The sequence below is a fragment of the Leptospira tipperaryensis genome, assembly GCF_001729245.1.
GTDB classification, from domain to species: Bacteria; Spirochaetota; Leptospiria; order Leptospirales; family Leptospiraceae; genus Leptospira; species Leptospira tipperaryensis.
The window spans coordinates 389,190-412,874 of record NZ_CP015218.1 but is presented as its reverse complement, the minus strand read 5'-3'; the positions used below and the strand labels follow the sequence as shown (position 1 = coordinate 412,874).

The following is a 23,685-nucleotide window of genomic DNA, read 5'->3' as shown; positions in this document are numbered from 1 at the left end:
GATCACCGACTCGTCGCTTGTGTTGTTGAAAAAAATATCAGAAGAATTCAACTTAGGAAATATATATGGAAGAATTATTCGTAAAGAACGGACATTTTGCGGGAAAGGACGGGACGATCTATCAGCTAAGAGGGGTCAATCTTTCCGGATCGGCGAAAGTCCCTTCGAAGCCGGACGGAACCACACACTTCGATCAGACTCTTACATTCTACAATCATAGAAACGTTTCCTTTGTCGGAAGGCCTTTGGAAGAAAGCCAGGCCGCCGAACACTTTGATCGTCTTCGAAAATGGGGATTCAATTTTCTACGATTCATCATCACTTGGGAAGCGATCGAACACAAGGGCCCCGGAAAATACGATACGGAATACATTGACTACATAGAAAGAATGGTCGCTCTCGCGGGACAAAAAGGACTTTATCTTTTTATCGATCCTCATCAAGACGTTTGGTCTCGTTTTACGGGAGGAGACGGGGCGCCCGGATGGACCTTGGAAGAATTGGGAATGGACATCGGAAAGATACGAGATTCCGAAACCGCAATCGTACATCATCACCAGGGAAGAAATTATAGAAGAATGTCCTGGCCTCTCAATTATCAGAAGTATGCGTGTGGAACGATGTTTTCTTTATTCTTCGGAGGAAAAGAATTTGCGCCGGATACAAAGATCGGAGGCAAGAACGTTCAGGATTTTTTACAAGATCATTATATCGATTCCGTACTCAAGATCGTACGAAAATTAAAAAAGTACAAACACGTAGTCGGCTTTGATTCCATGAACGAGCCTTCTCCCGGATGGATCGGTAAAAAGAATCTGGGAGAATTCGAAGCCTTCGGTTTTGGAAAGGTGATCAAAACTCCTCCATTCAAAGAAATGTATTTATCCGAAGGACGTGCGGTTTCTGCGGAACAGGCTTATATGCTCGGATTCTGGAGTCTTCCCTGGGGAAAGGTTCGATTGAATGCGGGAGGAGTTCCGCTTTGGAAACGAGGACATCAATGTATCTGGAGAAATCACGGAGTTTGGGATTACGATCCGAACGGCGCTCCGATGCTTCTCAAACCGGAATACTTCTACAAGAAGAATGGAAGAAAATACGAATTCTATTCCGATTTTATGCAGCCCTTTATCAAGAAGTTCAAGGAAAGAGTTCAAAAAGTAGAAAGTAGATTTCATATTTTTATAGAAAGCGATCCTTCTAAACTCGAATTGGAATGGAAAGAAACTCCCAAAAAGAATCACGGTTCCGTTGTGAACGCGACACATTGGTATGACGTCTCGGTGCTTATGCTCAAACGTTATTTTCCTTGGTTCGGAGTTCACGTCTTCAAAGCAAAGCCTGTTTTTGGAAGCGAGAATATCGATAAGGCTTACGAAGAAACGATTCGTATGATCCGAGATATGTCCGAAAGAAATATGGGAAATTGTCCGACCGTAATCGGAGAAACGGGACTTCCGATGGATTTGAATCAGAGAATCGCGTATCTCAAAAAAGATTACGGAGTTTTAGAAAAAGCTTTGGATCGAATCATGAAGGCGATCGAAAAAAATTTCGTAAACCTTGCACTCTGGAATTATACTCCGGATCATACTCACAGTTTAGGAGATCGTTGGAACGAAGAAGATCTTTCTATTTATTCATTGGATACGCCCGCGGCTTACGACGAAGACGGGGGACGGGCCGTGAAGGCCTTCAGCCGACCTTATCCCGTTCGAACGAAGGGTTTACCCGTGGCCTTGTCTTTTGATATGGAACGTTCTCTATTTAAGTTTTCTTTTCGACAAGAAGGAGATTTATTTCCGGAAACTGAAATCTTCATTCCGGACATTCATTATAAGAATGGCTTTGAAGTTTTGGTGAATGCAGGTTCGTATCAGTACGACGCCCGTGCCAGAACTCTCAAGTTTAAGGGAGAAAAGGGAATTCTACATTATGGAATAACTATTTTACCGTCGAAAAAATCACTTTTCAGGGAACAAGATCGGACTAAAGTGGTTCCGAATACTCAAAAGAGGAAGATTAGATGAAAAAAGTTCTCATGATTACCCTAAGCGCAGTAGCGGTTCTATCTCTGACTGTTATGTGCGGTGGACCAAAACATTCTGCGGAAGAATGTGCTCCTATCGTTGAAGAAATGTTAACGAATCTGACTGCCGGACAAAAAGCAGACGATACCGCAAACATCGCAACTATGAAAGCGACATTAGTTCCTGTTTTACAAAAAGAATGTATGTCTGGAAAATTTGATCTGACTTGTCTCAAGTCCGCGAAAAGCATTCCCGCAATTCAGGCTTGTAAGAAATAAGATTTTTCCAATCGATAAAGCAGGGAAGGAATTCTTCTTCTCTGCTTTTGTTTTTTGTCCAACCCTCGTTCTCTCTTCATTCTTCTAAAAGAAAAAAACCTTCCTCTTCCGAATAACATCCGTGTTCTCGATACGGCCCCGAAGGATAAAAATGAATCTTCTGTGCGTATCTCCTTCCGATTCTTAAACAATTGAGACAAATATCCCAGCGAATCGCCCAGTCACATTCTTCCTTTCGAAAAGAGGGAAAGACCCGAAGAAGGGGTTTGGATTCCGGTTGTTCTTGAGATTTCTGATTGGGTTCGTTTTGAGAAAAGATCGGAGAGGGGAAGTCGAGCAAAAGTCCAAAACAAAACAATCCGACAATGCAAAGTTTAGAAATCAGGATCGGATTTCCGTAATCGTGGATTCTTTTCTCCGGTTCGAAATCGTTTTGAAAAAGTGAGGACATCTAAGATTTGTATCGAAAGAATCGATTCCTACAAGGAGAGAAATTTTCTCCGATTCGATTTTTAGATTCAAAATGATTTTAAGAAGGAAAAAGTTTTTCTTCTCTTTTTCTTGCATGCCAAATCTTGAATAGGGAAAACCCGAAGAGGAGGATAGAAATTCCGTTTGCGATATGACTCCAAATCGAAGGGGCAGGTCCGTGTTCTCCTTGCATCAGAATTTGCGTGGTCAATATCAAGACTAAACTTCCTATCAGGCTGAACACCCATTTCCCACCTGGTTTTTTAGATTCGGATCGAATCCAAAACGAAAGGGGAATTAAGATTCCCGCAAAGATCACATTTCCCCAAAACGTGTGCATCTCTCGGATGATAAGTCCGATTCCGCAGACCCCGACGAGCCAAGCTGGGATCAAATAAAAGTAACGTGGACGAATCCTTTGATCCAAAGTGAGTTCTAAGATTCCGCCCGCAAGACTTAGTATGGAACAAAAAATCAATAAGCCCCAAGGATTCCAAGTTACGTCGTAAAAACTTAAAATGATAGAAACAAGTACGGCAAAAATTCCCAATACTCCGCCGGTTCCGTTATAAACGATTGTCATGAAACGCCTCGTTTCATCAACAAACGGTCTTCCTTTTTATTCGTAAAAAATGGCGCTGATTCAAAAGCGTTGTTTTCGAATGGATCCGATCTTTGAGTAAAGAGCGCGTGTTCTTCTTATAAAAAAATGGAATTTTGTCTTTTGAAGCGCCCCGTAATGGAAGTCACTGGAACCGTCTTCTGTATGGGAAACATATTGATTGCTCCGGTTCAAAAAGTTGAAGATCGTCTCGCCGTCGATGGAAAGACAAACGTGGAAACCTTTCTGATTCCGGAAGAATATTGGAATCGATTGAACGCCGGCGAGAGAATTTTTCTGAGAAAGAAAATCCCGGTTTTGATGAGGAAATACGGAAAGTATCTTCTTTCGATACGAAGAATCAATCCGGAAGTCGGTAAAACGATGTATCAAAAAAATCAAGGGCCTTTGATCCGAATCAATGTAAGAATGGACTTTGGAACCTGGGCGATCTTGAGTTCTTACGCGAACGCTCACGGAGTTTCCCGGTGTTTTCTCGTAAACTATATGCTTTGGTTAGAAGACATTGGAGTTGGAGAATCTATCAGTAAAACTTTAAATGTGGGAACTCCCTCATTTCACGACTTTTACTGCAATATTCTGACCCTCGATCTGAGATCGAATCGAATTTCGAGAGAATTTATCTTCGATCCGAACCCGATCTACGCAAAAGATCGTATCCAGTATTACTAAAATTCTCGGAATCCCAATTTCCATTCCAACTTTTCTCTTTCTACGACGAAAGAGAAGGACCGACGATTCCCAAAAACCTCCATTGACTTTTTCTCAAATAAAAGATCCGATGGATTCTAAATTTGAGTCCAAGAACAAAATAGGAAAAACAAATATGCACAGACGAAATCATTCGATTTATTTTTTCTTCGTTGTCTTTCTCATCTCGTTCTTCTTTGCGGGATCCTTATCGGCTTTTGATCACACTCATTCCAAGTTTTCAAACGAACTCAAAAAATACGTTCAAAACGGCCTGGTCGATTACGCATCCTGGAAGACAAATCGTTCCGCTTTGGATTCTTATCTTCAAACCCTGAGCGCGGTGGAAGAAAAAGAATATTCTTCCTTTTCCAACTCGGAGAAGTTGAGTTTTCTTATCAACGCGTATAACGCGTTTACGATTCGATTGATCCTCGACCATTATCCTCTCAAAAGTATCAAAGATATCGGCGGACTTTTTTCCGGACCCTGGAAAATTGAATTTTTTACTCTTTTTGGAACTAAGAAGAATCTGGATTGGATCGAACACGAGAAGCTCCGAAAAGATTTTCAGGAACCGAGAATCCACTTCGCGATCAACTGCGCGTCCAAAGGATGTCCCCCGATTTTAAACGAATCTTATCAAGCGGCGAGAATCGAAGAACAACTGAGTTCCGTTGCTAAAAAATTTCTCTCCGATTCTAAATACAATCGATACGATTCTTCCGCAAAAATTCTTTATCTTTCCAAAATCTTCCAATGGTTTCAGACGGACTTCACTCGTAAAAGTGGGAACCTAGTTTCCTTCTTCAACGCAAATTCCGGACTTTCGTCGGTTCCGGCCTCCGCGGAGATCCAACATCTGGATTACGATTGGAATCTGAATCAGAGGAAATAATCCGGTCGGTTCGGAAAAAAAACTGTAAATTTGAAAAAAAGCCGGATTCACTCTGTTAACTCATGATAGAAGGCTGGAGCGGCAAAGGAATTTACTTGAAATCGGGTTTCCCATCTTCAACTTAGTTCCAATGACCTCCCGGAAAGATTTTATGGATGCTCTCTATCGAGAGTACAGTGGAAAGATTTTTGATTTCCTCTATAAATATTCCTCCGGGAATCCTGAAGTAGCGATGGACTTAATGCAGGATACATTCCTGAATTTTTTCAGGAAGTATTCGGATTCGGATCTGGATAAGGAACAAGCGATTCGCTTGCTCTACACGATTGCGCGAAACCGTTCCATCAATCATTCGCGGAAATTCTCGACCGTAAAGGAAAGTGGAAATTCCGAAATGCAGGACTTTCAGGAAAAGAAACTTTCCTTCGTTAGAAAAGCCGAACTCAAAGATCTGGAAGAACGTCTTCTGGTTTGTTTGGATGAACTAGAAGAAGACGAGAGGTATGCTTTGATCCTTCGCTTTATGGAAGACTACAATTTGTCTACCATCGCTGAGATTATGGACATTTCAGTTTCAACCGCTTCTCGCTTGATCGTAAAAGCGACCGCGAAAGTGACTGAGATCGCTGAAAAAAAGAATTTGAAGCCCTGATTGATTATAAAAGAAAAAAAGTTGGAAGCATCGGGAATGGAAAGGGAAGAGAAGATAAAAGAAATTCTGCTGGAAGGCAAGCAGAACGAACTTAGTCCTTCTGTAGAATGGCTCGGCAAAGGTTTGAGCAGTTCTTGGGTTGAATATTCGCCCAAACAGTCGGATTTTGAGTCGCTCTATACCCGTGCTCAAACCTCGAATGTTGTTTCTTTCTCCAATTTTACAAAAAACAAAATCGTTATATCCCTTTCTGCCGCTGCCATATTTTTAATGGCGATCACATTAGGATATTATTCTATCCTTAAAAACAATTCCCCGCCGACCGTCGAAAAGGGCGGAGTTGAAATCTCACAAGTCGAAGGGGAAGCGTATCTGACTTCCTCCGATCCGAAGGACAAAATTCTTCTCAAACCGGGAGTTCGGATCCAAGAGGGACAGAGGGTAGTCACCGCCCCGAGCGCGTTCTTAAATCTCAAAGTCGCCGACGGAATCGCGGTTCGTGTTCTTGGAGATTCCCAAGTGTCCTTTCGAAAAATCGATCTTTCAACTCATTACAAAATTGGAATCGACCTGGAAAAAGGCGAACTTCTTGCCCATATTCATAAGAATTTAAAGAAAGAAGAATTTACAGTTCGTTCGGAAACCGTCAGCGCGGAAGTCCGTGGAACCAGTTTTAGCTTTCAAAACCTTCCAGGAGAAGGAACCAAAATTCAAGTTTTAGAAGGCCGTGTTGCCGTCAGCGCCCGAGCGGAATCTCAAAAAACCGCGCCGGAAGGCGAGCAGGTTTTAGAGCCGAATCAAACAATCTTTGCAAACCAAAAGGGCTTTGTTCGAAGCCGTCTGAAAGATTCCGAAAAAGATCTACTCAATAGCGAATTTGAGAAACTGCCGATCGAGAGCGTTCCTCGCGACAAGAACAAGGCCTATTCCAGCAAACAAGAACTCCTAACGGAGTTTCAGAGAATGGAAAGAGTCGTTCTCGTGGACGGAAAGACGATCGAAGGCGTCATCGTGGACATGGACGAAAAAGCGATGTATGTTCAAACTCTGGAAAAGGAAATTACCATTCCTCGAGAGTCCGTATCCGAAGTGATTCAAGTCCACTAAACGAAATTCTCTTTGACAGAGTGTTGGTAAATCGGGAAATTTAGTCCTCGAGGACCCCGCATGACACAAGACGACCCCGGTAAAAAAAGGATTTTTAGCAATTACCTCATAGACCGGGATTTCCAACTCAAGTTCTTACTAAATTATTCCTTACTCATTCTATTCGGACTTCTTTTAACGGTCGGTTTTCTTTATTGGTTGAATTTTACAAAGTTTGACAAAGGTGTCGTTTTCCGTTTGAGAAACGATCCGGTCAAAGTGTATCAAAAAGGTTTTGAAGAACAAAACGGAGTAGAAAAGGAAAAGTTCGTTGAGAGAGAAATCTTTCTTCCTGACTACGATCACAGACTGGATATGTTTACGATCCAGGTAAATGGAATTCTTCTTTTGTCCGGTTTGTTCTTAGGATTGACCGCGATTTTTACCGTGATCTATTCTCATAAGATGGCCGGCCCCGTTTACAATATCAAAAATCATCTCAAAAGATTGGCCGACGGGGAAACCGTTAAGAAGATCAAGATTCGGAAAGGGGATGAGTTCCAGGAACTTGCGGATCTTCTGAATCAGGTCATCGAAAAAAGAATCAACAACTCTAAGAGTTAGATTTTCTCCCCGGCGAGGTTAACGAACTTATGCTTCCGATATGATTTCTCTTTATCGGATGCACGGTTCTTTAGGAAATTAATTGTGGATTTTTTTCCGAACCTATGCAAACATTTTCGGTATGATTCGAAATGTTTTATTACTAACTTCTTTCTTTTTATTTTTTCCGCAGATTCTTTTCGCGGATGAAGAAGTTGCAATTGCACTCTTCGTTTCCGGAAAGGTTCAATATACTTTAAGTGGAAAAACCGAAGCCCTCAAAAAGAATGTCGTATTAACAAAAACCGCGAAGGTAGAAACCGGAGACGGGAAAGCGGATCTTCAACTAGGATCGAGCGCCGTGATTCGTCTCGCACCTTTTACCAAAATTGAAATTTCGGAACTCTACTCGGATGGAACCAAAAACAAAACCAAGGTCAATTTGGTTTCCGGTAAACTTTTCGCCAACGTTCAAAAATCGAATAAAAAAGAAGACTTAGAAGTAAGTTCCGTTTCTTATACTGCGGGCGTTCGCGGGACTCAGTTTGTAATCAGCGAGGATAAGGAGAATGCTCCGAAAAATGACGATTCTTCCATACCTGACGGCGTTTTTGTAAATGAAGGAGCGGTTGCAGTGAATTCTTCTTCCGGAAGCGAATTGGATTTGAAAGCCGGAGAACAGGCTTCTTGGAACGGCAAAGAATTGCTGATCGAACCTCTGAAAGAATTTATGAAAGAGAAGATGAAAATCATTCAGACCTTCAAAACGATCAAGGCAGAGAATTATCAGATGCTCAAAGATCAAAAACTAAAAAACAAAGAACTTTTAGAGAACTTTCCAAAATCATAATATTCTAAAACTAGAATGTTTCGCCGCGTCCTGCGGACGCGGCGTAGTAAAATTCCAAATTCTTCCGCCGAAGACGATATTTAAGGATCAAGGATTGTTCGTAATAAATCCTTTGATCACTTCGGCCAATTCTTCTCCCTTGTCCTCTTGTAGAAAATGTCCAGCATTTGCAATGGTGACGTGTTTTTGACCTTTGGTTCCCGGTACGATTCTTCGAAAGAAAATATCTCCGCCCTTTGTGATCGGATCACTGTCGCTAAACGCGACAAGAAACGGTTTTTTCCAGGTTTTCAAAATTTCCCAGGCTTTACGATTCGGTTCAGAAGCCGGGTCGTCCGGTGTGATCGGAACCAAGGCAGGAAATTTGCGGGCCGCCGCTTTGAATGATTCTTCCGGATAGGGCGCGTCATACGCCGCGACGATTTCTTTTGAGAGTTCGGAAACACATCCGTTTTTTACGATCGTTCCGATCGAAAGTCGTTTTACGTTTTGAGAAAAATGTCTCCACTTTAAAAAGTCTTCTTTGGGTGGAATGTCTCCGGTCGGTAAAAAAGTATTTCCGGCAACGATTCTTGAAAAACGTTCCTGATTCTCCGCCGCCAAACGAAGTCCCAAAAGTCCTCCCCAATCCTGACAGAAGAGGGTTACGTTTTTGAGATCGAGTCCAATGAGAAATTCTTTTAACCAATCCATGTGGCTTTGATAGGAAAAGAATTCAGGATCGTTCGGTTTATCGGATTTTCCAAAACCGATGAGATCGGGTGCGATCACTCGATAGCCTGCGGCCGCCAAAGGTGGAATCATCTTGCGATAGAGAAAAGACCAAGACGGTTCTCCGTGGAGTAAAAGCACGGTTTCGCTAGCGTCCTTTTTTCCTTCGTCGACGTAGTGCATTCTCAGATTTTGAATTTGAATATAGTTCGGTTGAAACTTGTAACCTGGAAGGTTGTCAAAGGCGGAATCCGGTGTTCTTAAAATTTCCATGGGGCATCAGAATTCCCGGGATTGCCTTTCGGGGAAGCACTTTTCGAAACGTTTCTTTCCTCGTTTTTGGAAAAAGAATTTGTCCGCCGGTTTTTGGTCATTCGAGTAGAATTCGGATCGTAGTCGAATTTTTACTTTGAGATAGAATCTTTTTTTCTAATCTAAGAATCTTGTGATCGCGGATTCTTTTGGTTTTTAGAAAAGTCTTTTTGAGAAGAATCGTTGTAGGATGTCTTACAAATCTGAAATTCGAAGAGGCCTCTTTCGTCCGATTTCAATGTGACATAATGTACATTATCGGAAGTAATACATTATGTCTACTTTACCCGTTTATCTCCCCTCGATTCAAAATTCTTAGGCGATGCAAACCGGAAAACATCCGAAGTCATTTCTGAAATTCCGGGCGTTTTCAAAAATCGAAATCGGAGATTCTTCCGAAATTGGATACGATCAGGAAATCTTCGGAAAAACGATATATCGAAGTCTTGGAAAGTGAACGTGAACCAAGCCGGTTTTTGGAGACTCGTTTCCAAGGATAATCGTTTCGTCATCCAGATGGAGCAACTTTCCGAAAATTCTCTCGTGATCGTAATGTTCAGGATGAACGATCACGTCTTGACCGGATTTGAAGTCGTAAGGTCCGGGCGAGACGCTCGCCGAAACAATCGGTCTGGGAGAAGTCGCGGCTGCCGTTTTTAGGGCGTCTTCGGCGGTTAACAAAGTGGATTCTCCAGCGCCGAAGGTTTTCATTCTTGCAAACCATTCGTGTAAATTTTCGTGCCCGGGAACGATCGGTTTGAATTTTCGAATCGTATTCAAGAACCAAAAAATTTGGTAGATCGCAAAGTCGCCTCGCGCCGGAATCTCGCCCCCGAAAAACTGTTTCTTGTCTAAGACCTTTGCAAACTCAGGAAGCATTTTGGAAAGACTGAGTTGGAGATACGGAACCAATTTCTCCATATTCTCCCTTGTCAATTTTTCCTGGGGTTGCATCGCAGCCCGATCGTCCACGAGTTCCTGCGGAAGTTTTTGAGCGTAAGAACCCATCACGAACTTGGCGACTTTTAAGAAGATGTCGGCGTCGACCAATTCCGCTAAAAGATTGGCGGAGGCCGCATCCGGGTTTTCGATCGAGATCGGAGGTTGCGGAAGAATTCGGTTGAGCTCTTCGATGATCAAACGGGAATCGCAGTAGATATCGGATCCGAGTTGTAATACGGGGGCCCTTCTATATCCTCCCGTGAGAATGGTCTGATCGGGTTTCGGCAAGGTCACCGGAGTCACTGTGGACAACCAAGTCGCTTTCTTATATCCTAAAAAAAGTCTTACCCGTTCCGAATAAGGAGACGCCGGATAGTGATGAAGAATGATTTCTTTTTCTGTGGTCATTCATCAAAAGATCAAACAATACTTGCTTTTGGACAAATCAAATTCTTATTCTCAAGTGATTTAACGTTGAAAAAGTAAAATGAAGAATTCTTAACTTTCTTTGTTTATAAGAATTTTCTGATTTGATTCAGGACCTATCTTATCTTTTAGGAGTTCCCTTATATCTTTGATTTTGTTTCTTCTTAAGTCAAATTTCGATCTCGTTTTTTCCTTTTGTTCCGGAAGAATTTTGAAAATTTCTTCCATCTCCTTTTCTTTATCAGTCCATATTGTATCACTCTTTTTTTAAAACGAATAGGTATCAAAATGAAACAAGCTGTAATCACAGGCGGAACTGAAGGAATCGGAAAGGCGACGGTTGCCGGACTTGCGAGCAAAGGTTGGGCGATCACGATGGTAGTAAGAAATCCGGACAAGGCAAGAAATGTAATCGAAGAGATTCAATCCAAAACTGGAAACAAGAACATCGACTTTGTTCTCTGCGATCTTTCTTCTCTTTCACAGGTCGCAAAGGTTGGTAAAGAATTGGCGAAAAAACTTCCGAAGATCGACGCATTGATCAACAACGCCGGTTTGATTTCTCCGGTCAGAAAAACTTCCATCGACGGTTACGAATCGAACTTTGCGGTCAATCACCTCGCCCACGTTTTACTTACAAACACTCTTCTTGATAACCTGATTTCTGCGGATCAGGGAAGAATCATTGCGGTCAGTTCTAGACTTTATAAAAGCGCAAATCCGAACGTTGACGATTTTCAAAAAGAAAAATCCTATTCTTGGATGACGGCTTATTCGGATTCTAAGTTGTTCAATATTTTTTTTGTTCAGGATCTTGCTGAAAAATTGAAAGGAACCAAAGTGACGGCTAACGCGCTTCATCCTGGCGTTGTTAGCACTGAACTCGCGAGAGAAGTCAAGGGACCGATCGGTTTTATCTACTCCGGGATTCAAAAGTTATTTTTTCTTTCTCCCGAAAAAGGCGCCGAGACTTCGATCTATCTCGCGGATTCTCCGGAGGTTGCGCAGGTCAGCGGTCAATACTTTGACAGCAAAAAACAACAGAAGCTCACCGGTCCCGCTTTGAACTTTTCCCTAAAATCGAAATTGCTTGAAGAGACGAGCCGGATTCTTTCTAAATCGTATTAGATTCTCCTAAAATGTTCCTCGAAGCGAAAGTCGGATGGAACGGGGCGCCGACGGTCTTGTATGAACGTCGTTGTATCCTCCTTCGTTCGGACCTTCCGCTTCGTGTTTTAGACGCGACGCGTAGTAGTAGTCGATATCGCTTACCTTTGCGTTTTGTATATTAAACATCTCGAATACGAGGCTCCAATTTTCGTCGAACCTTTTCCCCGCCTGAAGATTGAATAACGTAGTCGGAGGGGAGCGGAAGCTGTTATCTTCGATCAAAGAACGCGGACCGAAGTATCTTCCGCGGACCGATCCGAAAAATTGATTTGTCTCTTTGAGAGTGATTCCTCCGGTATAAACGTTTTCGATCGAACCGGGAATAAAGTTTCCGGCTTCGTCCTCGCTGCTTCGAAATCTGGAACGGGAAATGGAAACGTCCGCGTCGAAGGTTAGGTTTTTTAGAATGTCGATCGAGTTCGAGCATTCTACTCCTCTTCTTGAACTCGATCTGCTCGGTTCGGTCGTCGCAGCGTCGCCTACAAAGATCAACTCCGAATCCAAGTCCAATCGCCAAACGCTTACGGTGGTTTTCCAAAAATCCAAAAGAATACTTCGAATTCCGGCTTCCCCTCCTCTCGACATTACGATCGGAATAAACGGATGTGCTTTGTCGGTCAATCCTCTCGCGTCGTTTGTGTGAAAACCGTGTCCCCCGTTGAGATAAACTTCCGTCTTGGACCATGGTCCGAATACGATTCCCGCTTTCGGACTTCCCACGGAGGCACGTTTGCGATCGCTGAGTTCCGGATTCTTATCGTCTACGTGAAATTGAAACTGATCGGCTCTGGCTCCCAAGACGGTTCGTATTTTAGACATCCATTGAATTCTACTTTCGTAATATACTGAAAGGTTGGTTTCGATGATCAAATCTTTTTTTAAATTGTCTAGTTGAGCCCTCGCTTCCGTATGATATAAAGAATTTTGTATAAAGTCTCTTCGGATTTGAATTCCCACTTGGTTCTCAAATTTTATTTCCTTCCATTGAGAAAGAATTTTATAACTTCCTTTGAAACCGGAAACGGTTCTTCGGTCCGTCTGGTCGACTTGATCTCCTCTTTCGTGGTCGTTTAAGAAATAAGTCGTATTGGAAAAAAGAGAAAGATCGCTGTATAAGCCGTATATTAGTAATTTTGCATCCGTATTCTTGTCCCGATGATGAGCTTCCCAGGAAAGACTTCCCCGATTTGTAAGCCCTCCGTCGGTCGGATCGATTGCGTCAAAACGTCCGATGCCGTCGTTTTCCGGCAAAAGCCAGGACTTGCCTCTTTCGATCGCCCTCTTAGGAATCTGATGAGTCGTGTGCCAGTTCCCTCGATATCCCATTCCTAAAAGACGAAAGCCGCTTCGTTCGTCGCCTACGCTGTAGCTTAAGATTCCGTTCGCTTTTTTATAATTTTCTTTTACGGTCCAGGGTCCGTCGGAATGAGAAGCTTCGATCGCATAGAGAAGAACCCCCGGTCCGATCTGATGGGACTTTGCGATGATAGTTCTTCCATATCCAAAGGTGCCTCCTTCTACGCTTGCGATTCCTTTTTTTAAGGATCGAAAGTAAGACACGTTCATCGCACCTGCGGAAGAAAAGTTTCCTTCTTCTGCGTAGTAAACTCCCTTTTTGAATTTGATCTCTTCGATGAGTTCCGGTATGACAAAGCTGATATCGGAATAACCCTGTCCGTGTCCGTGAGAAGGATTGTTGACGGGTATTCCGTTTACACTCGCTGCGAAGTCAGTTCCATGATCGAGATTGAAACCTCTGAGATAGTATTGATTTGCTTTTCCGGACCCGCTATGTTGAGTTACGATCATTCCCGGAATGAACTCGGCGATTTCTCCCGCTCTTGAGATCGGTCGAGATCGAATTTGTTCGGAACGAATCGTACCTTCGCTCGCGGATCCTGCGATCCCGATCCCATAGTCGGACTTACCATTGACAATGATTCCGGAATTTTTGTTTTCTTCCGATTTGTTTACCGGCTCTTGCGCTCCTCTTTGAGCCGGAACTCCTAAACAAAATAATAAAATAAGAATCCTTTGGATTCTCCGTGATACGTCCTTCTCCATTTGCCCACCTGATGAGTTTTAGGGAGAATTTCGAAAAAGAACGATCGTATCCTCTTATCATATAGGCGCGGCCATATCATAAAAATGGAATGGATGATTCTTCTTTGAGAAGCCCCAAGTAGTCTTTCGGGGCCCTTCGCTTTGTACGGACGTACAGCGCGAGAATGCAAATAACCTAACCTCGAGGTAATCTATTGCGGGAGATCTGGCTCGCCTAACATACATTAGGCACACAGTTGCGGGTCAGCGCGGGATTTTCACCCATCTTCATCCCTGAAAGCTGAGTCCAATGAATTTTCATTGATTGATTGTTACAAGAAAAATTTAATAAAACGTTAAGTTTATCTTTATATTTTCGAATTTGAATCGAAGTTGATGATCCTTTCGAGCTCGATTTCAATATATTCTCCATTTTGAATATGCAAAATATCATTTTTAATTAAATCGGCTCGATACATTCTGGCAATTCGTGTCATAACGTAGCCATGCGTACACAATGCGGCGGTTTTTTCCCGGAAGAAATCGATTTTTTGAACGAGTGCGGACTGGATTCTTCTGTCCACGTCTTTCTTACTTTCTCCTCCGGGAAAAAATAGGTGATCATACATTGGATTTTGAGATTGCCATCGTTCCCAGAATTGATCTCCGTATTTCTGATTCACTTCGCTTATCAAAATTCCTTGCGCTTCTCCCAAATGAATTTCTCTCAAACCGATTTCGAACTCGATCGGCACATTTAATGTCGTTGACACGATGATTCCGGTTTCCTTGGCTCTTTCCAAATCACTGCTAAGAATTCTTTTTATATTCTTCTCTTTTAGTTGAAGAGCTAGTTCCTCCGCCTGTTTTTTGCCTTTAGCGTTCAACGGGATTTCGAGATGCCCCTGTAGTCGCCCTTCCGCATTCCATGAAGTTTCCCCGTGTCTGAAAATAATGAGTTTTTGATTTTTCATCATAACTAATCTTAAATAGGATCTGATAATAGATTCAAAAAGTAGTAGATTGCGAAATAGGTTAGCATTGTAAGCAGAGAACTCAAGACGATAAGTCGATTGGCGTCTACGATATGATTTATCTTCAACTCTTCTTTAACATCGCCTAATATCGGCTTAACGTTTTTGATCCCATGGTAGTAATTGGTTCCTCCGAGTTGGATCTTTAACGCCCCCGCTACGGTCGCTTCCGCAAGGCCGGAATTGGGACTCGGGTGTTTACGGCCATCTCTATAAAGAATCTTGAATGCGGTTTTAGCGTCTTGCCCTAAAAGGAAAGAGGAAACGACGATCAAGTGAGAAGTAATCCTCGCGGGAATGTAATTGGCTATGTCGTCGACTCTCGCAGGAAACCAGCCAAAGTCTCTGTATTTATCATTCTTATAACCGAAAAGAGAGTCTAACGTGTTGATCGATCGGTAAAACATCGCCCAAGGAGCTCCTCCGAAAACCGCGAAGAATAAGGGAGAAGTCACTCCATCAACGAGACTTTCGGCGGTGCTTTCGATACAAGCTCGGATGATCTCCGGTTCCTCCAAGTCTTCCGTGTCTCTGGCTACGATTCTCGATACCCTTTCCCTTGCTTTGACAAGATCTTGTTTGAGAAGGGCTTTATAAACTTCTTCAGTATGGTCCAATAGATCCCGTAACGCGATCGTAGTGTAGATGATAAAAACTGAAAGAATTGTTCCCGCTATCCAATGGAGTGCTTCCGCGCTCCGAATCAAAAAATAAGGCAAGAAAAATGAAATCGTATAAACTGCAATGGAGGTAAGTATCCCGGAAAATATTTCCGATCGAACATTGGATCGAATTCTTTCTTCCAAAAATCTCGCTAACTTTCCAATGGCGCGCACCGGGTGGGGAAAATTTCTCGGATCTCCGAGGATCCAGTCGACTAAAAGTGAAATGCTTACGATCCAAGGCATAGGAGTTAAGCGATTCCAAGGATTTTGTAGATTCTTTGCAAGTCTAAAGAATTACGAACGTGATCCGCAAGTTTGTCCAAGGACTTTTCTAAGTTGTAATTGGTTTGAATTTCGACTAACGCGTTTTTTCCTTTGCGTATTCGAATCTTATCTATAAATTTTCTACGAAATTCATCTTCGTCAAAGATACCGTGAATGTAAGTTCCCCAGATTCTTTCGTTTTTATGGCTGTGACCAAGGGAGTCGGTCGTCTCTTTCGAAAATAGTCCGGGAGTTTGTTCCAAAACCGTCGATTTTCCGTGGTGGATTTCATAACCGCTGACCTTCGTTCCGGTAGGAAGATGAATCGCGGTAATTTGTCTTAGAGATTTATATTTTTCTAATACGGTTACGATCTGCAAAAGCCCGAGTCCCTCCGCGCTGCCTCGATCCGTCTCGATTTGATGAGGATCCGAGATCGTTTTCCCCAATATCTGATAACCTCCGCAGATCCCGACGATTTCAGTTTTTTCTTGTTTGGCTAACTCTTGAATTTTTTTTGCTAATCCGACATTGTGAAGATGTTCCAAATCCGTGATCACGTTCTTGCTTCCCGGAAGAAGGATTACGTCGGGATCTCCTAAGTCGGTCAAGGATCGTACGATTCTGACACGAACATCCGGCTCCAGTCGGAGTGCGTCGATGTCCGTATGATTGGAGATGCGGGGAGTGTCGATCAATGCGATGTCTATCCTATCTCCAAGCGGGGAATGATCGTCTAACGCGCCCGATTTGAATTCGAGGGAATCTTCTTCCGGGAGGTCTATGTTTTGAAGATGAGATACGATTCCGAGTACCGGTTTTCCGGCGTATTCTTCCAGATAGGTAGTTCCCGTTTTTAGGAGTTCCTTGATTCCTCGAAAACGATTGATTATAAATCCGGAAACAAGCTTTCTTTCCCATTCGGCGAGAGTTTCCATCGTTCCTAAAATGGAACCGAACAAACCTCCGTGATCGATGTTTCCGACTAAGAGCACGTTGGCAGCCGCATACTGGGCCATTCTCATATTTACGATATCGTTCTTTTTTAAATTTACTTCCGAAGCGCTTCCTGCGCCCTCTATTAGGATTACATCATATTCCGAAGAAAGAGAATCGTAGGCTTTTTTTACTTCCGCAAACGCGGTCGTTTTGTATTTGGAATAGTCTCGAAAGTCCATCGCTGCGATCGGCTTTCCATTGATGACGACTTGCGAATCTTTTTCGCTCGACGGTTTGAGTAGAATCGGATTCATCCGTATGTCGGGAAGAATTTTTGCGGCCTGAGCTTGCAGAGCCTGCGCCCGCCCGATTTCTCCACCTTCGGGAGTTACGAAAGAATTTAGGGCCATATTTTGAGATTTAAAGGGAGCAACCTTGAATCCGTCTTGAACTAAAATTCTACAAAGGGCGCTCGTGAGAATACTCTTCCCTACGTTAGACGCCGTTCCTTGAAACATCAGCGCCGGCGTTTTACGAACGATTTTCGGAATTCTTTTCTTTTTAAGATTCAGCTCTTCTAAAGCTTCTATAAGCCTTTTGTTTTCTTCCCTTGTGCGGACCGCGACTCGAATGAATCGATCGGAAAGACCTCTGAAGTTCCCGCAGTTTCGAACCGCAATTTTGTGTTTTGTTAGTAAGAATTCGGAAAGAAAATCGGCATTTTTATCGTTTATTATTTTTAGAAGCAGAAAGTTTGCGTCGCTCGGAAAGACTTGAAGAAATCCTAAATTAGAAAGCCATAATGAGAAATCTTCTCTCCAAACTGTCACGTTGTCTCTGGCATTTTGAAAATATTCTTTGTCATCGATCGCTTTTTCAAATACGGATGCCGCTATTGTATTTACATTCCACATCGGTAATCTTCGAGAAAGTGGAGCGATGATTTCCGAAGAAGCAAAACAAACCCCCATCCGAAGTCCGGGGATCGCCAGAATCTTTGTCAAAGACCAAATGAGGATCACGTTCTTTGGGCGCTGATTGCGAAAAGAGGTTCCTTCTTTACAGAAGTCTATAAACGATTCGTCGATTACAAAGATCGAATTTGGAAATTCCGCCGTTAAGGATACAATTTCTTCCGGAATCAAACTTACACCGGTCGGATTGTTGGGGTGCCCTAAGAAAACTAGGCCTTTTTTTTGCGGATTCTTGTTTAAAATTGTTCGAATAGAATTTGTATCGAGACGAAAGAACTCTTCTTCGTTTAATAAAATCTCATGGACTGGAAGTCCGGCGATTCCAACGGCCTCACTGTATTCTCCGTAGGACGGGATCTGTATAACCGCGAAGTCGAATTCTGCGACAAATGGAATTTGACGAATCAATTCGGAAGCTCCGTTTCCGAGAGCGATTTGCTCCGGATAGATTCCATAAACGGAATGTATCTTATTTTTGAGAGAAGCGTAGTTCGGATCCGGATAGGATACGATCTCGCTAATCTTAGAAAGTATCGTAGGTCGTAACCATTCCGGGAAGCCCATAGGATTGATGTTTGCCGAAAAATCCAAAATTTCCTCCGGTAAACATCCGACTTTTTCTCCGAGTTCCCTTAGATTGCCCCCGTGTTTCGAATGTCGCATTAGCAAATTCCTTTGTTAGTCGATTTTTCTCGGATCAAGAGTGGGATGCCGCTTACTAAGAAGAATACGGTTTCCGAGTCGGAGGCTATCGTTTGATTACAAATTCCTAATAAATCTCTATAGATTCTTCCCAGTTTTGTTTCCGGCACCAAACCGAGGCCGACCTCGTTCGTGACGAAAATCACTTTACCGACGGACGAAGTTCGGATGGAAAGAAGGAGTTGTTTGCATCGGTTTTCGATTTCCAATTCACTTATCATTCTTTTTTCTTTTTCCGCTTGGTAGAGTAGATTGTTGACCCAAAGACTCAGGCAATCGATCACAACGACGGAACTCGAAAGAAAAGCAGAGTTTTGAAAACAACCGGAGAGATCGGTTTCTTCTTCTAAAGTTTCCCATTCACTTTCGTTTCTTTCCTTTTTGTGTTTGAGAATTCTTTCTTCCATCTCTTCGTCTAACACTGGTGAAGTGGCTAGAAAATATTTGTTTCCGGTAAACGAGGCGGCGTGCGTAAGCGCGAAACGACTTTTGCCGCTTCTACATCCGCCGGTAATCAAGGTTATCCCGGCCATTCCGCCCTCCTCTTCGCCGAAAATTGATTGAGGCCGGTTAAGAGTGCGCTTCCATCCGAAAAAATTTCTAAGGAGGAAGCGGATGCGCTTTGAACTTGAAAACTCAAATGAGAGGAAGGGTTTACTTTTAGTAAAAGACAGATGAGGGTGGAGATGACCCCTCCATGTGTGACTAGTAGTATTTTTTTAGCCGAAGATTCTTTGAGGAAAGAAGAAAGAAAATCGATACGATCTAAGAATTCTTTAAAGGATTCTCCTCCCGGAAATGAAAACTGGGAGGGGGTTTGAGCCCAGCTCACGAGCGCTAAAGGATTTGTTTTTTCGATATCGAAAAAACTTTTTCCTTCCCAGTTTCCAAAATGAATTTCCTGTAGAGCTGGTAAGTGCGCGACTTCCTCGCTTGTATCCAGTTTCATTTCTTTCCAAGTTTGAAGGGAACGTTTGGACGGACTGAGATATACTCTTTCTTTAGATGTATAAAACGTATTCTTACAATATTCTCCGAGAGCTTGTGCGTCTAAGAATCCTTGTTCGGAAAGGGGCGGATCCAAACGACCTACATATTTAAAACGATAATCGAATCCAATGTCTGCGTTTCGAACAAGATAAAGAGTTTTTTTCATAGGAAGTCTCCCATTTTTCTTTTTGCATTTTTCCAATTCTCGATTCCTTGCGAGACCGAATCGTAAACGCTTTTCCCGATCAAATGTCCGCTGAGCGTATGTTTCCCCGTATAACTAGCTATAGGTGAAAAATCCGGGGATGCGAAGGCGATACAATCAGTCCCGGTTCCGGTGGAGAACTTTTTACTCGTGTTGCTCGGGATCTTTGCTTCTAAAACCGCGAGGCTTCTTGCCTCTGCGATAAGCGAAACCGCTTCGATGGAAGCTTTCAAGTTCATCGGGATCGAAGACTGTACGAGAATATTGATGGTTCCGTAAGTCGGAGAACGATATGGCCGATCTCCGATACAAACCGCGTTTCCAAGGCCGACGGTGACTAACGTTCTTATCGAACATTCATTTTCTTGTAAGATCGTTTCAGAATAATTTTCAAGGGAGGCACTCGTAAGCAACCCTACAACGTTTCCGGTTTGTTTTCTCGCGTTCCATTTATTTAGAAAGTATTCTTCCGGATCAATTTCAAGAGTGAGATCTTCGTTTCGAACTCGGTGCCAGATCACGTGATTTGTCTTTTCCCAACCCCCTCCGACCACGGCCCAGCTAAGAACGTTATGTGACCTTTCAAAGCAGACTTCCAGCCATTCCGGCTCACAGACGGTTTGAAAAGAAAATGCGGAAATCATCTACGATCCTTTGCGCAGGAATCTACAAAACCTTTCGGTAAAAGAGGATTGGATGCCCAGTGTGCGTGAACATAGGAAGCCAAAATAGATCCGCGGCAGTAACCTTCTTCCGTTACTTCGTTTCCTCTTCGTTTTCGAATTTTATAAACCGTTTTTGTTTCAGACGGGAAATGCAATTCCAAGTCGGAATAACGAAATTGATGACCTCGAAATCGAAGGCCCGCTTCGCCAAAGACCGTTTTTTCTTCGATTGCCACTTCGACGTATCCGAGTGCCTTGAGTTTTTCACCCATTTTAACGTTAGCCGATATTAACCCCAACATCGGGAAAGTTTCGTTCGAAACGAGCGTGATTTGATCGGATAAATACATCAGGCCGCCGCATTCGGCGTAAATCGGTTTTTCAGAATATGCAAATTCTCGAATGGATTCTAACATGGATTCATTTTCAGATAGATCGCGCGCATACAGTTCGGGGTAGCCTCCGCCGAAATAGAGTCCGTCCACTTCGGGAATCCGCGTGTCTTTGATAGGAGAAAAGAAAGCTAACTCCGCACCCCAGTCTCTCAATTGTCTCAGGTTTTCTTCATAATAAAAATGGAATGCAGCATCTAGAGCGATTCCAATCTTGCAACGATTGGGTTGTGATTCGGTTTTTGTTTCTCGAATCATCACTTTCTCTGCGGAGTTTGCGATGGTAAGAATACGATCCAATTGCAAGCAAGATTCGGCGAGAGTCCCCCAAAAAGTAAATCGATCTTCCGAAAGATTTTCTTTGGAGGCTGAATACAAGCCGAGATGTCTTTCCGGAAACGCTTGTTCCTTGTGTTTTGGAAAACCTCCTAAGACCGAGACTTCGGTGGACGCTTCTTTTAGAATTTTGAGATGAGATTCGCTTCCGATAAAATTGGAGATGGTGCCCGCTACGTTAAGATCGGGATCAAATTCTTTAAGCCCTTTTAAAATGGCGGCGATCGTTCTCGCCATTCCGCTCGCGTCGACGACAGCGATCACGGGAGCTTGTAACCACTTTGCGATTTCAGCGGTCGATCCGACTTCCGTGTTCGGCGAGTGTCCGTCAAAGAGCCCCATCACTCCTTCTATGATTGCGATGTCTGCATTCTTTGTTGCTTCGTAGAACGTGCGTAAGACGGATTCCTTTCCCATCAACCATCCATCCAGGTTATGACACGTTTTTTCCGAAACACGAGCGTGATAAGTCGGATCGAGATAGTCAGGTCCACACTTAAAGGTCGCAACGTTTAAACCGCGTTTTTGAAATGCGAGAGTCAGAGCCAATACGATCGTCGTTTTTCCGACTCCGCTTCCGGTTCCTGCGATTACGATTCTTGGGATCGTAATGTTTGCTAAAGCGACATCGTTCATCAGAAATCGATTCCTTTTTGTGCGGGAAATCCGCTTTGATATGGATGTTTCACGGCTTCGATAAGGCTTACGAGGTCGGCGTAATCTAAGAGCGATTCCGGGCAACGTCGTCCGGTGAGAATTACGTGAACGTGCGAGGGGCGTCGTTTGAGAACCGCGAGAACTTCCTCAACTTGCAACCAATCATAATGAAATGCGTATGTGATTTCATCTAAGACGATTATCTCGTGATTTCCTTCTAAGATCATTTGAGAAGAAGTTTCCCAAGCGGCCTTCGCGGCTGCTTTGTCTTTGTCGAGATCGTCGCTATTCCAAGTAAATCCTAAACCCATGACGTGAAAATCCAACTCGGGAATTGTCTTTGCAAATTTCCTTTCTCCCGTTTCCCATTTTCCTTTTAAGAATTGGATGACTCCGCATTTCATTCCTCTTCCCAAGGCGCGAAAGATGATTCCGAGTGCGGCGGTCGTTTTACCTTTGCCGTTCCCTGTGTGAATCAACACAAGACCTCTTGGATCCTTTTTTTCAGTCATCGAGAAACATCCTTGAGCTGAAGTAGAAGCGGCAAAACTTCTTCCAATCGATCGGAGGCTGTTGTGAATATCGTTTTGACTTGGAAGTCTTCCGCGCTTTTTCGAGTGATCGGGCCGAGCGTAATCCAGGGAACATCTTTCATAGATTCTCCCCAAGGGCAGTTTTTTAGAAGAGAAACCGAACTGGAACTAGGGACGATGACATAATGAACGTTAGGCGGTATGGTTTCCTGAAAACGTGGAACGTATCGATAACAAGGTAAAAATTCAGATTCTATTTTTAATTCTTGGAAGAATGTTTTGAGATTGGGCCTTCCTCGTTCCGAAGTGATCACAAGGTTTTTCCCTGAGGAAAAAATTTCTAATTTTTGTTCGATCGCTTCCTTGCAGTGTCCGGAAAGAATGTGGTCCGGCGTAAGGCCAAAATCGTTTAAAGTTTTGCTTACGTCCTCTCCGAATGCGATCAGTGTATGAGTCCTTAGACGCTCGGGCGTTTTTCTATTTTCGGCAAGAGCTTTCAAAAAGAATCCGATCCCTTCTTTGCATGAAAATATTATGTTATAAGAATATGATATACTCTGTAGATAATAATCGAAAATATTCTCTTCGATCGCCTCCACTTCTATGGAAGGCGCTTCCAGGACGATTGCGCCCTGTTCTTTCAAAATTTTACTCAACCTTGACGGACCGGATCGGGAACGAACGATCAACACGGAAATACCTTGCAAGGATTCTGAAACGGTCACGTCTCTTCCGTCAGAGCTCGTCTCTCGAGAATGTTTTAGTTCTCCAAGATTGTTCATTTAATTCTTTTGGCCTTTCTGAATCCGTGTGAAAAATCGGGAGAATACAATTTAGAATCCGCAAAATCGTGACAGTCGAGAACGGGGCCGACAAAGATGATCGCGGTCGAAGATATCTTTTCGGATTTTACTTTTTCGGCAATGTCGCTTAACATTCCTGTCACGATTTTTTGTTCCGGCCAGGTCGCTCTTTGAACAACCGCGACGGGACAGGATTCTCCATAGAATGGAAGGAGTTGTTCTACGATCTTTCGTATATGAAGAACGCTCAAAAAAAGAGTCAAGGTCGCTCCGGATTGCGCTAAAACTTCCAATTTTTCTTTTTCCGGCATCGGAGTTCTTCCTTCCGCTCTTGTGATGATTACGGTCTGCGAAACCTCGGGAAGAGTGAGTTCCTTTCCTAAGGCAGCTGCTGCGGCGGTAAACGAGCTGACGCCAGGAACAATTTCGTATTCCACTCCGAGTTCATCCAGTCGTCTCATCTGTTCCGCGGTCGATCCGAAGATGGAAGGATCTCCGGTATGAACACGGGCGACGTCTTGATTCTTCTCTTTTGCCTGAACGATAACGTTAATAATTTCGTCTAACGTCATATTGGAGGAATCCAACACGAGTGCGTCCGGATGAGCTCGTTCAATGACCGCTAATGGAACTAAAGAGCCCGTATAAAGAACAACGGGACAGTTGGATACGAGCCTTGCTCCTTTTACCGTGATCAATTCCGGATCTCCGGGTCCGGCTCCGATGATAAATACTTTCATAA

The 23,685-nt window shown here is 43.3% G+C and carries 24 protein-coding genes; 9 read left to right on the top strand and 15 right to left on the bottom strand.

What is annotated here, in order from left to right; all coding sequences use genetic code 11:
• Positions 1-65 precede the first annotated feature (65 nt).
• On the top strand, positions 66-2,030 hold the full coding sequence (locus A0128_RS21315) for a glycoside hydrolase family 5 protein (RefSeq protein ID WP_069609768.1): 1,965 nt from the start codon (positions 66-68) through the stop codon (positions 2,028-2,030).
• Entirely contained in the window at positions 2,027-2,308 is a 282-nt protein-coding gene (locus A0128_RS21310) for a TIGR04454 family lipoprotein (RefSeq protein WP_069609767.1), read from the top strand. Before A0128_RS21315 ends, A0128_RS21310 begins: the two co-directional genes overlap by 4 nt.
• Before the next feature lie 76 nt (positions 2,309-2,384).
• Here A0128_RS21310 and A0128_RS21305 read toward each other — a convergent pair whose 3' ends face one another.
• Positions 2,385-2,759 carry a hypothetical protein gene (locus A0128_RS21305; protein ID WP_069609766.1) on the bottom strand — a complete coding sequence of 125 codons (375 nt, stop codon included), beginning with the start codon at positions 2,757-2,759 and terminating at the stop codon, positions 2,385-2,387.
• 78 nt (positions 2,760-2,837) lie between these two features.
• Positions 2,838-3,362, bottom strand: coding sequence for a hypothetical protein (locus A0128_RS21300; RefSeq protein WP_069609765.1), 525 nt, complete (start codon positions 3,360-3,362; stop codon positions 2,838-2,840).
• A 141-nt stretch (positions 3,363-3,503) separates the two neighbouring features.
• On the opposite strand from A0128_RS21300, the gene A0128_RS21295 reads away from it, so the two are divergent.
• The 6 genes from A0128_RS21295 (at position 3,504) to A0128_RS21270 (ending at position 8,180) form a co-directional block, all read left to right on the top strand.
• Positions 3,504-4,073, top strand: a complete 570-nt coding sequence (locus A0128_RS21295; RefSeq protein ID WP_245667266.1) for a DUF1564 domain-containing protein — start codon at positions 3,504-3,506, stop codon at positions 4,071-4,073.
• A gap of 154 nt (positions 4,074-4,227) precedes the next feature.
• Complete coding sequence (locus tag A0128_RS21290) at positions 4,228-4,989, top strand: DUF547 domain-containing protein (RefSeq protein WP_069609869.1); 762 nt, start codon at positions 4,228-4,230, stop codon at positions 4,987-4,989.
• A 151-nt stretch (positions 4,990-5,140) separates the two neighbouring features.
• The gene (locus A0128_RS21285; protein ID WP_069609764.1) at positions 5,141-5,641 is read left to right on the top strand and encodes an RNA polymerase sigma factor; all 501 of its coding nucleotides are present in this window, start codon (positions 5,141-5,143) and stop codon (positions 5,639-5,641) included.
• Positions 5,642-5,662: 21 nt separating this feature from the next.
• Positions 5,663-6,748, top strand: a complete 1,086-nt coding sequence (locus A0128_RS21280; RefSeq protein ID WP_069609868.1) for a FecR family protein — start codon at positions 5,663-5,665, stop codon at positions 6,746-6,748.
• Positions 6,749-6,808: 60 nt separating this feature from the next.
• Positions 6,809-7,351, top strand: a complete 543-nt coding sequence (locus tag A0128_RS21275; RefSeq protein WP_069609763.1) for a HAMP domain-containing protein — start codon at positions 6,809-6,811, stop codon at positions 7,349-7,351.
• A gap of 121 nt (positions 7,352-7,472) precedes the next feature.
• Positions 7,473-8,180 carry a FecR family protein gene (locus A0128_RS21270; RefSeq protein ID WP_069609867.1) on the top strand — a complete coding sequence of 236 codons (708 nt, stop codon included), beginning with the start codon at positions 7,473-7,475 and terminating at the stop codon, positions 8,178-8,180.
• Between the two features lie 87 nt (positions 8,181-8,267).
• Here A0128_RS21270 and A0128_RS21265 read toward each other — a convergent pair whose 3' ends face one another.
• Together A0128_RS21265 and A0128_RS21260 are read right to left on the bottom strand one after the other, a co-directional pair.
• Positions 8,268-9,164 carry a haloalkane dehalogenase gene (locus A0128_RS21265; protein WP_069609762.1) on the bottom strand — a complete coding sequence of 299 codons (897 nt, stop codon included), beginning with the start codon at positions 9,162-9,164 and terminating at the stop codon, positions 8,268-8,270.
• 450 nt (positions 9,165-9,614) lie between these two features.
• Positions 9,615-10,553, bottom strand: a complete 939-nt coding sequence (locus A0128_RS21260; protein ID WP_069609761.1) for a glutathione S-transferase family protein — start codon at positions 10,551-10,553, stop codon at positions 9,615-9,617.
• A 306-nt stretch (positions 10,554-10,859) separates the two neighbouring features.
• Here A0128_RS21260 and A0128_RS21255 point away from each other — a divergent pair, with 306 nt between their 5' ends.
• On the top strand, positions 10,860-11,699 hold the full coding sequence (locus A0128_RS21255) for an SDR family oxidoreductase (RefSeq protein ID WP_069609760.1): 840 nt from the start codon (positions 10,860-10,862) through the stop codon (positions 11,697-11,699).
• 6 nt (positions 11,700-11,705) lie between these two features.
• Here the strand turns inward: A0128_RS21255 and A0128_RS21250 are convergent, their stop codons facing one another.
• The 11 genes from A0128_RS21250 to cobM form a co-directional block, all read right to left on the bottom strand.
• Complete coding sequence (locus tag A0128_RS21250; RefSeq protein WP_083244252.1) at positions 11,706-13,805, bottom strand: TonB-dependent receptor; 2,100 nt, start codon at positions 13,803-13,805, stop codon at positions 11,706-11,708.
• 347 nt (positions 13,806-14,152) lie between these two features.
• Positions 14,153-14,761 (bottom strand): histidine phosphatase family protein, encoded by a 609-nt coding sequence (locus A0128_RS21245; protein ID WP_069609759.1) that lies wholly within the window; start codon positions 14,759-14,761, stop codon positions 14,153-14,155.
• 8 nt (positions 14,762-14,769) lie between these two features.
• On the bottom strand, positions 14,770-15,726 hold the full coding sequence (gene cbiB / locus A0128_RS21240) for an adenosylcobinamide-phosphate synthase CbiB (protein WP_069609758.1): 957 nt from the start codon (positions 15,724-15,726) through the stop codon (positions 14,770-14,772).
• Between the two features lie 5 nt (positions 15,727-15,731).
• A complete protein-coding gene (locus tag A0128_RS21235) occupies positions 15,732-18,323 on the bottom strand; it encodes a cobyric acid synthase (protein ID WP_069609757.1) in 2,592 nt (863 codons plus the stop codon).
• Positions 18,323-18,895, bottom strand: coding sequence for a bifunctional adenosylcobinamide kinase/adenosylcobinamide-phosphate guanylyltransferase (gene cobU / locus A0128_RS21230; protein ID WP_069609756.1), 573 nt, complete (start codon positions 18,893-18,895; stop codon positions 18,323-18,325). Before cobU ends, A0128_RS21235 begins: the two co-directional genes overlap by 1 nt.
• Entirely contained in the window at positions 18,883-19,518 is a 636-nt protein-coding gene (locus tag A0128_RS21225) for a histidine phosphatase family protein (protein ID WP_069609755.1), read from the bottom strand. The genes cobU and A0128_RS21225 overlap by 13 nt, the downstream gene beginning before the upstream one ends.
• Positions 19,515-20,201, bottom strand: coding sequence for an adenosylcobinamide amidohydrolase (locus tag A0128_RS21220; RefSeq protein WP_069609754.1), 687 nt, complete (start codon positions 20,199-20,201; stop codon positions 19,515-19,517). Before A0128_RS21220 ends, A0128_RS21225 begins: the two co-directional genes overlap by 4 nt.
• On the bottom strand, positions 20,198-21,586 hold the full coding sequence (locus A0128_RS21215) for a cobyrinic acid a,c-diamide synthase CobB (RefSeq protein ID WP_069609753.1): 1,389 nt from the start codon (positions 21,584-21,586) through the stop codon (positions 20,198-20,200). Before A0128_RS21215 ends, A0128_RS21220 begins: the two co-directional genes overlap by 4 nt.
• A complete protein-coding gene (gene cobO / locus A0128_RS21210; RefSeq protein WP_069609752.1) occupies positions 21,586-22,119 on the bottom strand; it encodes a cob(I)yrinic acid a,c-diamide adenosyltransferase in 534 nt (177 codons plus the stop codon). Before cobO ends, A0128_RS21215 begins: the two co-directional genes overlap by 1 nt.
• Complete coding sequence (locus A0128_RS21205; protein WP_069609751.1) at positions 22,116-22,922, bottom strand: uroporphyrinogen-III synthase; 807 nt, start codon at positions 22,920-22,922, stop codon at positions 22,116-22,118. The genes cobO and A0128_RS21205 overlap by 4 nt, the downstream gene beginning before the upstream one ends.
• Positions 22,919-23,683 (bottom strand): precorrin-4 C(11)-methyltransferase, encoded by a 765-nt coding sequence (gene cobM, locus A0128_RS21200; RefSeq protein ID WP_069609750.1) that lies wholly within the window; start codon positions 23,681-23,683, stop codon positions 22,919-22,921. Before cobM ends, A0128_RS21205 begins: the two co-directional genes overlap by 4 nt.
• Positions 23,684-23,685 lie beyond the last annotated feature (2 nt).

What these genes read in the sequence shown, in the direction of transcription:
- A0128_RS21250 (WP_083244252.1), bottom strand. Translation starts at nt 13,805, where the DNA reads ATGGAGAAGGACGTATCACGGAGAATCCAAAGGATTCTTATTTTATTA.
- A0128_RS21260 (WP_069609761.1), bottom strand. Translation starts at nt 10,553, where the DNA reads ATGACCACAGAAAAAGAAATCATTCTTCATCACTATCCGGCGTCTCCT.
- A0128_RS21255 (WP_069609760.1), top strand. Translation starts at nt 10,860, where the DNA reads ATGAAACAAGCTGTAATCACAGGCGGAACTGAAGGAATCGGAAAGGCG.
- cbiB (WP_069609758.1), bottom strand. Translation starts at nt 15,726, where the DNA reads ATGCCTTGGATCGTAAGCATTTCACTTTTAGTCGACTGGATCCTCGGA.
- A0128_RS21215 (WP_069609753.1), bottom strand. Translation starts at nt 21,586, where the DNA reads ATGAACGATGTCGCTTTAGCAAACATTACGATCCCAAGAATCGTAATC.
- A0128_RS21270 (WP_069609867.1), top strand. Translation starts at nt 7,473, where the DNA reads ATGATTCGAAATGTTTTATTACTAACTTCTTTCTTTTTATTTTTTCCG.
- A0128_RS21245 (WP_069609759.1), bottom strand. Translation starts at nt 14,761, where the DNA reads ATGATGAAAAATCAAAAACTCATTATTTTCAGACACGGGGAAACTTCA.
- A0128_RS21305 (WP_069609766.1), bottom strand. Translation starts at nt 2,759, where the DNA reads ATGTCCTCACTTTTTCAAAACGATTTCGAACCGGAGAAAAGAATCCAC.
- A0128_RS21310 (WP_069609767.1), top strand. Translation starts at nt 2,027, where the DNA reads ATGAAAAAAGTTCTCATGATTACCCTAAGCGCAGTAGCGGTTCTATCT.
- A0128_RS21265 (WP_069609762.1), bottom strand. Translation starts at nt 9,164, where the DNA reads ATGGAAATTTTAAGAACACCGGATTCCGCCTTTGACAACCTTCCAGGT.
- A0128_RS21225 (WP_069609755.1), bottom strand. Translation starts at nt 19,518, where the DNA reads ATGAAAAAAACTCTTTATCTTGTTCGAAACGCAGACATTGGATTCGAT.
- cobO (WP_069609752.1), bottom strand. Translation starts at nt 22,119, where the DNA reads ATGACTGAAAAAAAGGATCCAAGAGGTCTTGTGTTGATTCACACAGGG.
- cobM (WP_069609750.1), bottom strand. Translation starts at nt 23,683, where the DNA reads ATGAAAGTATTTATCATCGGAGCCGGACCCGGAGATCCGGAATTGATC.
- A0128_RS21235 (WP_069609757.1), bottom strand. Translation starts at nt 18,323, where the DNA reads ATGCGACATTCGAAACACGGGGGCAATCTAAGGGAACTCGGAGAAAAA.
- A0128_RS21300 (WP_069609765.1), bottom strand. Translation starts at nt 3,362, where the DNA reads ATGACAATCGTTTATAACGGAACCGGCGGAGTATTGGGAATTTTTGCC.
- A0128_RS21205 (WP_069609751.1), bottom strand. Translation starts at nt 22,922, where the DNA reads ATGAACAATCTTGGAGAACTAAAACATTCTCGAGAGACGAGCTCTGAC.
- cobU (WP_069609756.1), bottom strand. Translation starts at nt 18,895, where the DNA reads ATGGCCGGGATAACCTTGATTACCGGCGGATGTAGAAGCGGCAAAAGT.
- A0128_RS21290 (WP_069609869.1), top strand. Translation starts at nt 4,228, where the DNA reads ATGCACAGACGAAATCATTCGATTTATTTTTTCTTCGTTGTCTTTCTC.
- A0128_RS21275 (WP_069609763.1), top strand. Translation starts at nt 6,809, where the DNA reads ATGACACAAGACGACCCCGGTAAAAAAAGGATTTTTAGCAATTACCTC.
- A0128_RS21285 (WP_069609764.1), top strand. Translation starts at nt 5,141, where the DNA reads ATGGATGCTCTCTATCGAGAGTACAGTGGAAAGATTTTTGATTTCCTC.
- A0128_RS21315 (WP_069609768.1), top strand. Translation starts at nt 66, where the DNA reads ATGGAAGAATTATTCGTAAAGAACGGACATTTTGCGGGAAAGGACGGG.
- A0128_RS21220 (WP_069609754.1), bottom strand. Translation starts at nt 20,201, where the DNA reads ATGATTTCCGCATTTTCTTTTCAAACCGTCTGTGAGCCGGAATGGCTG.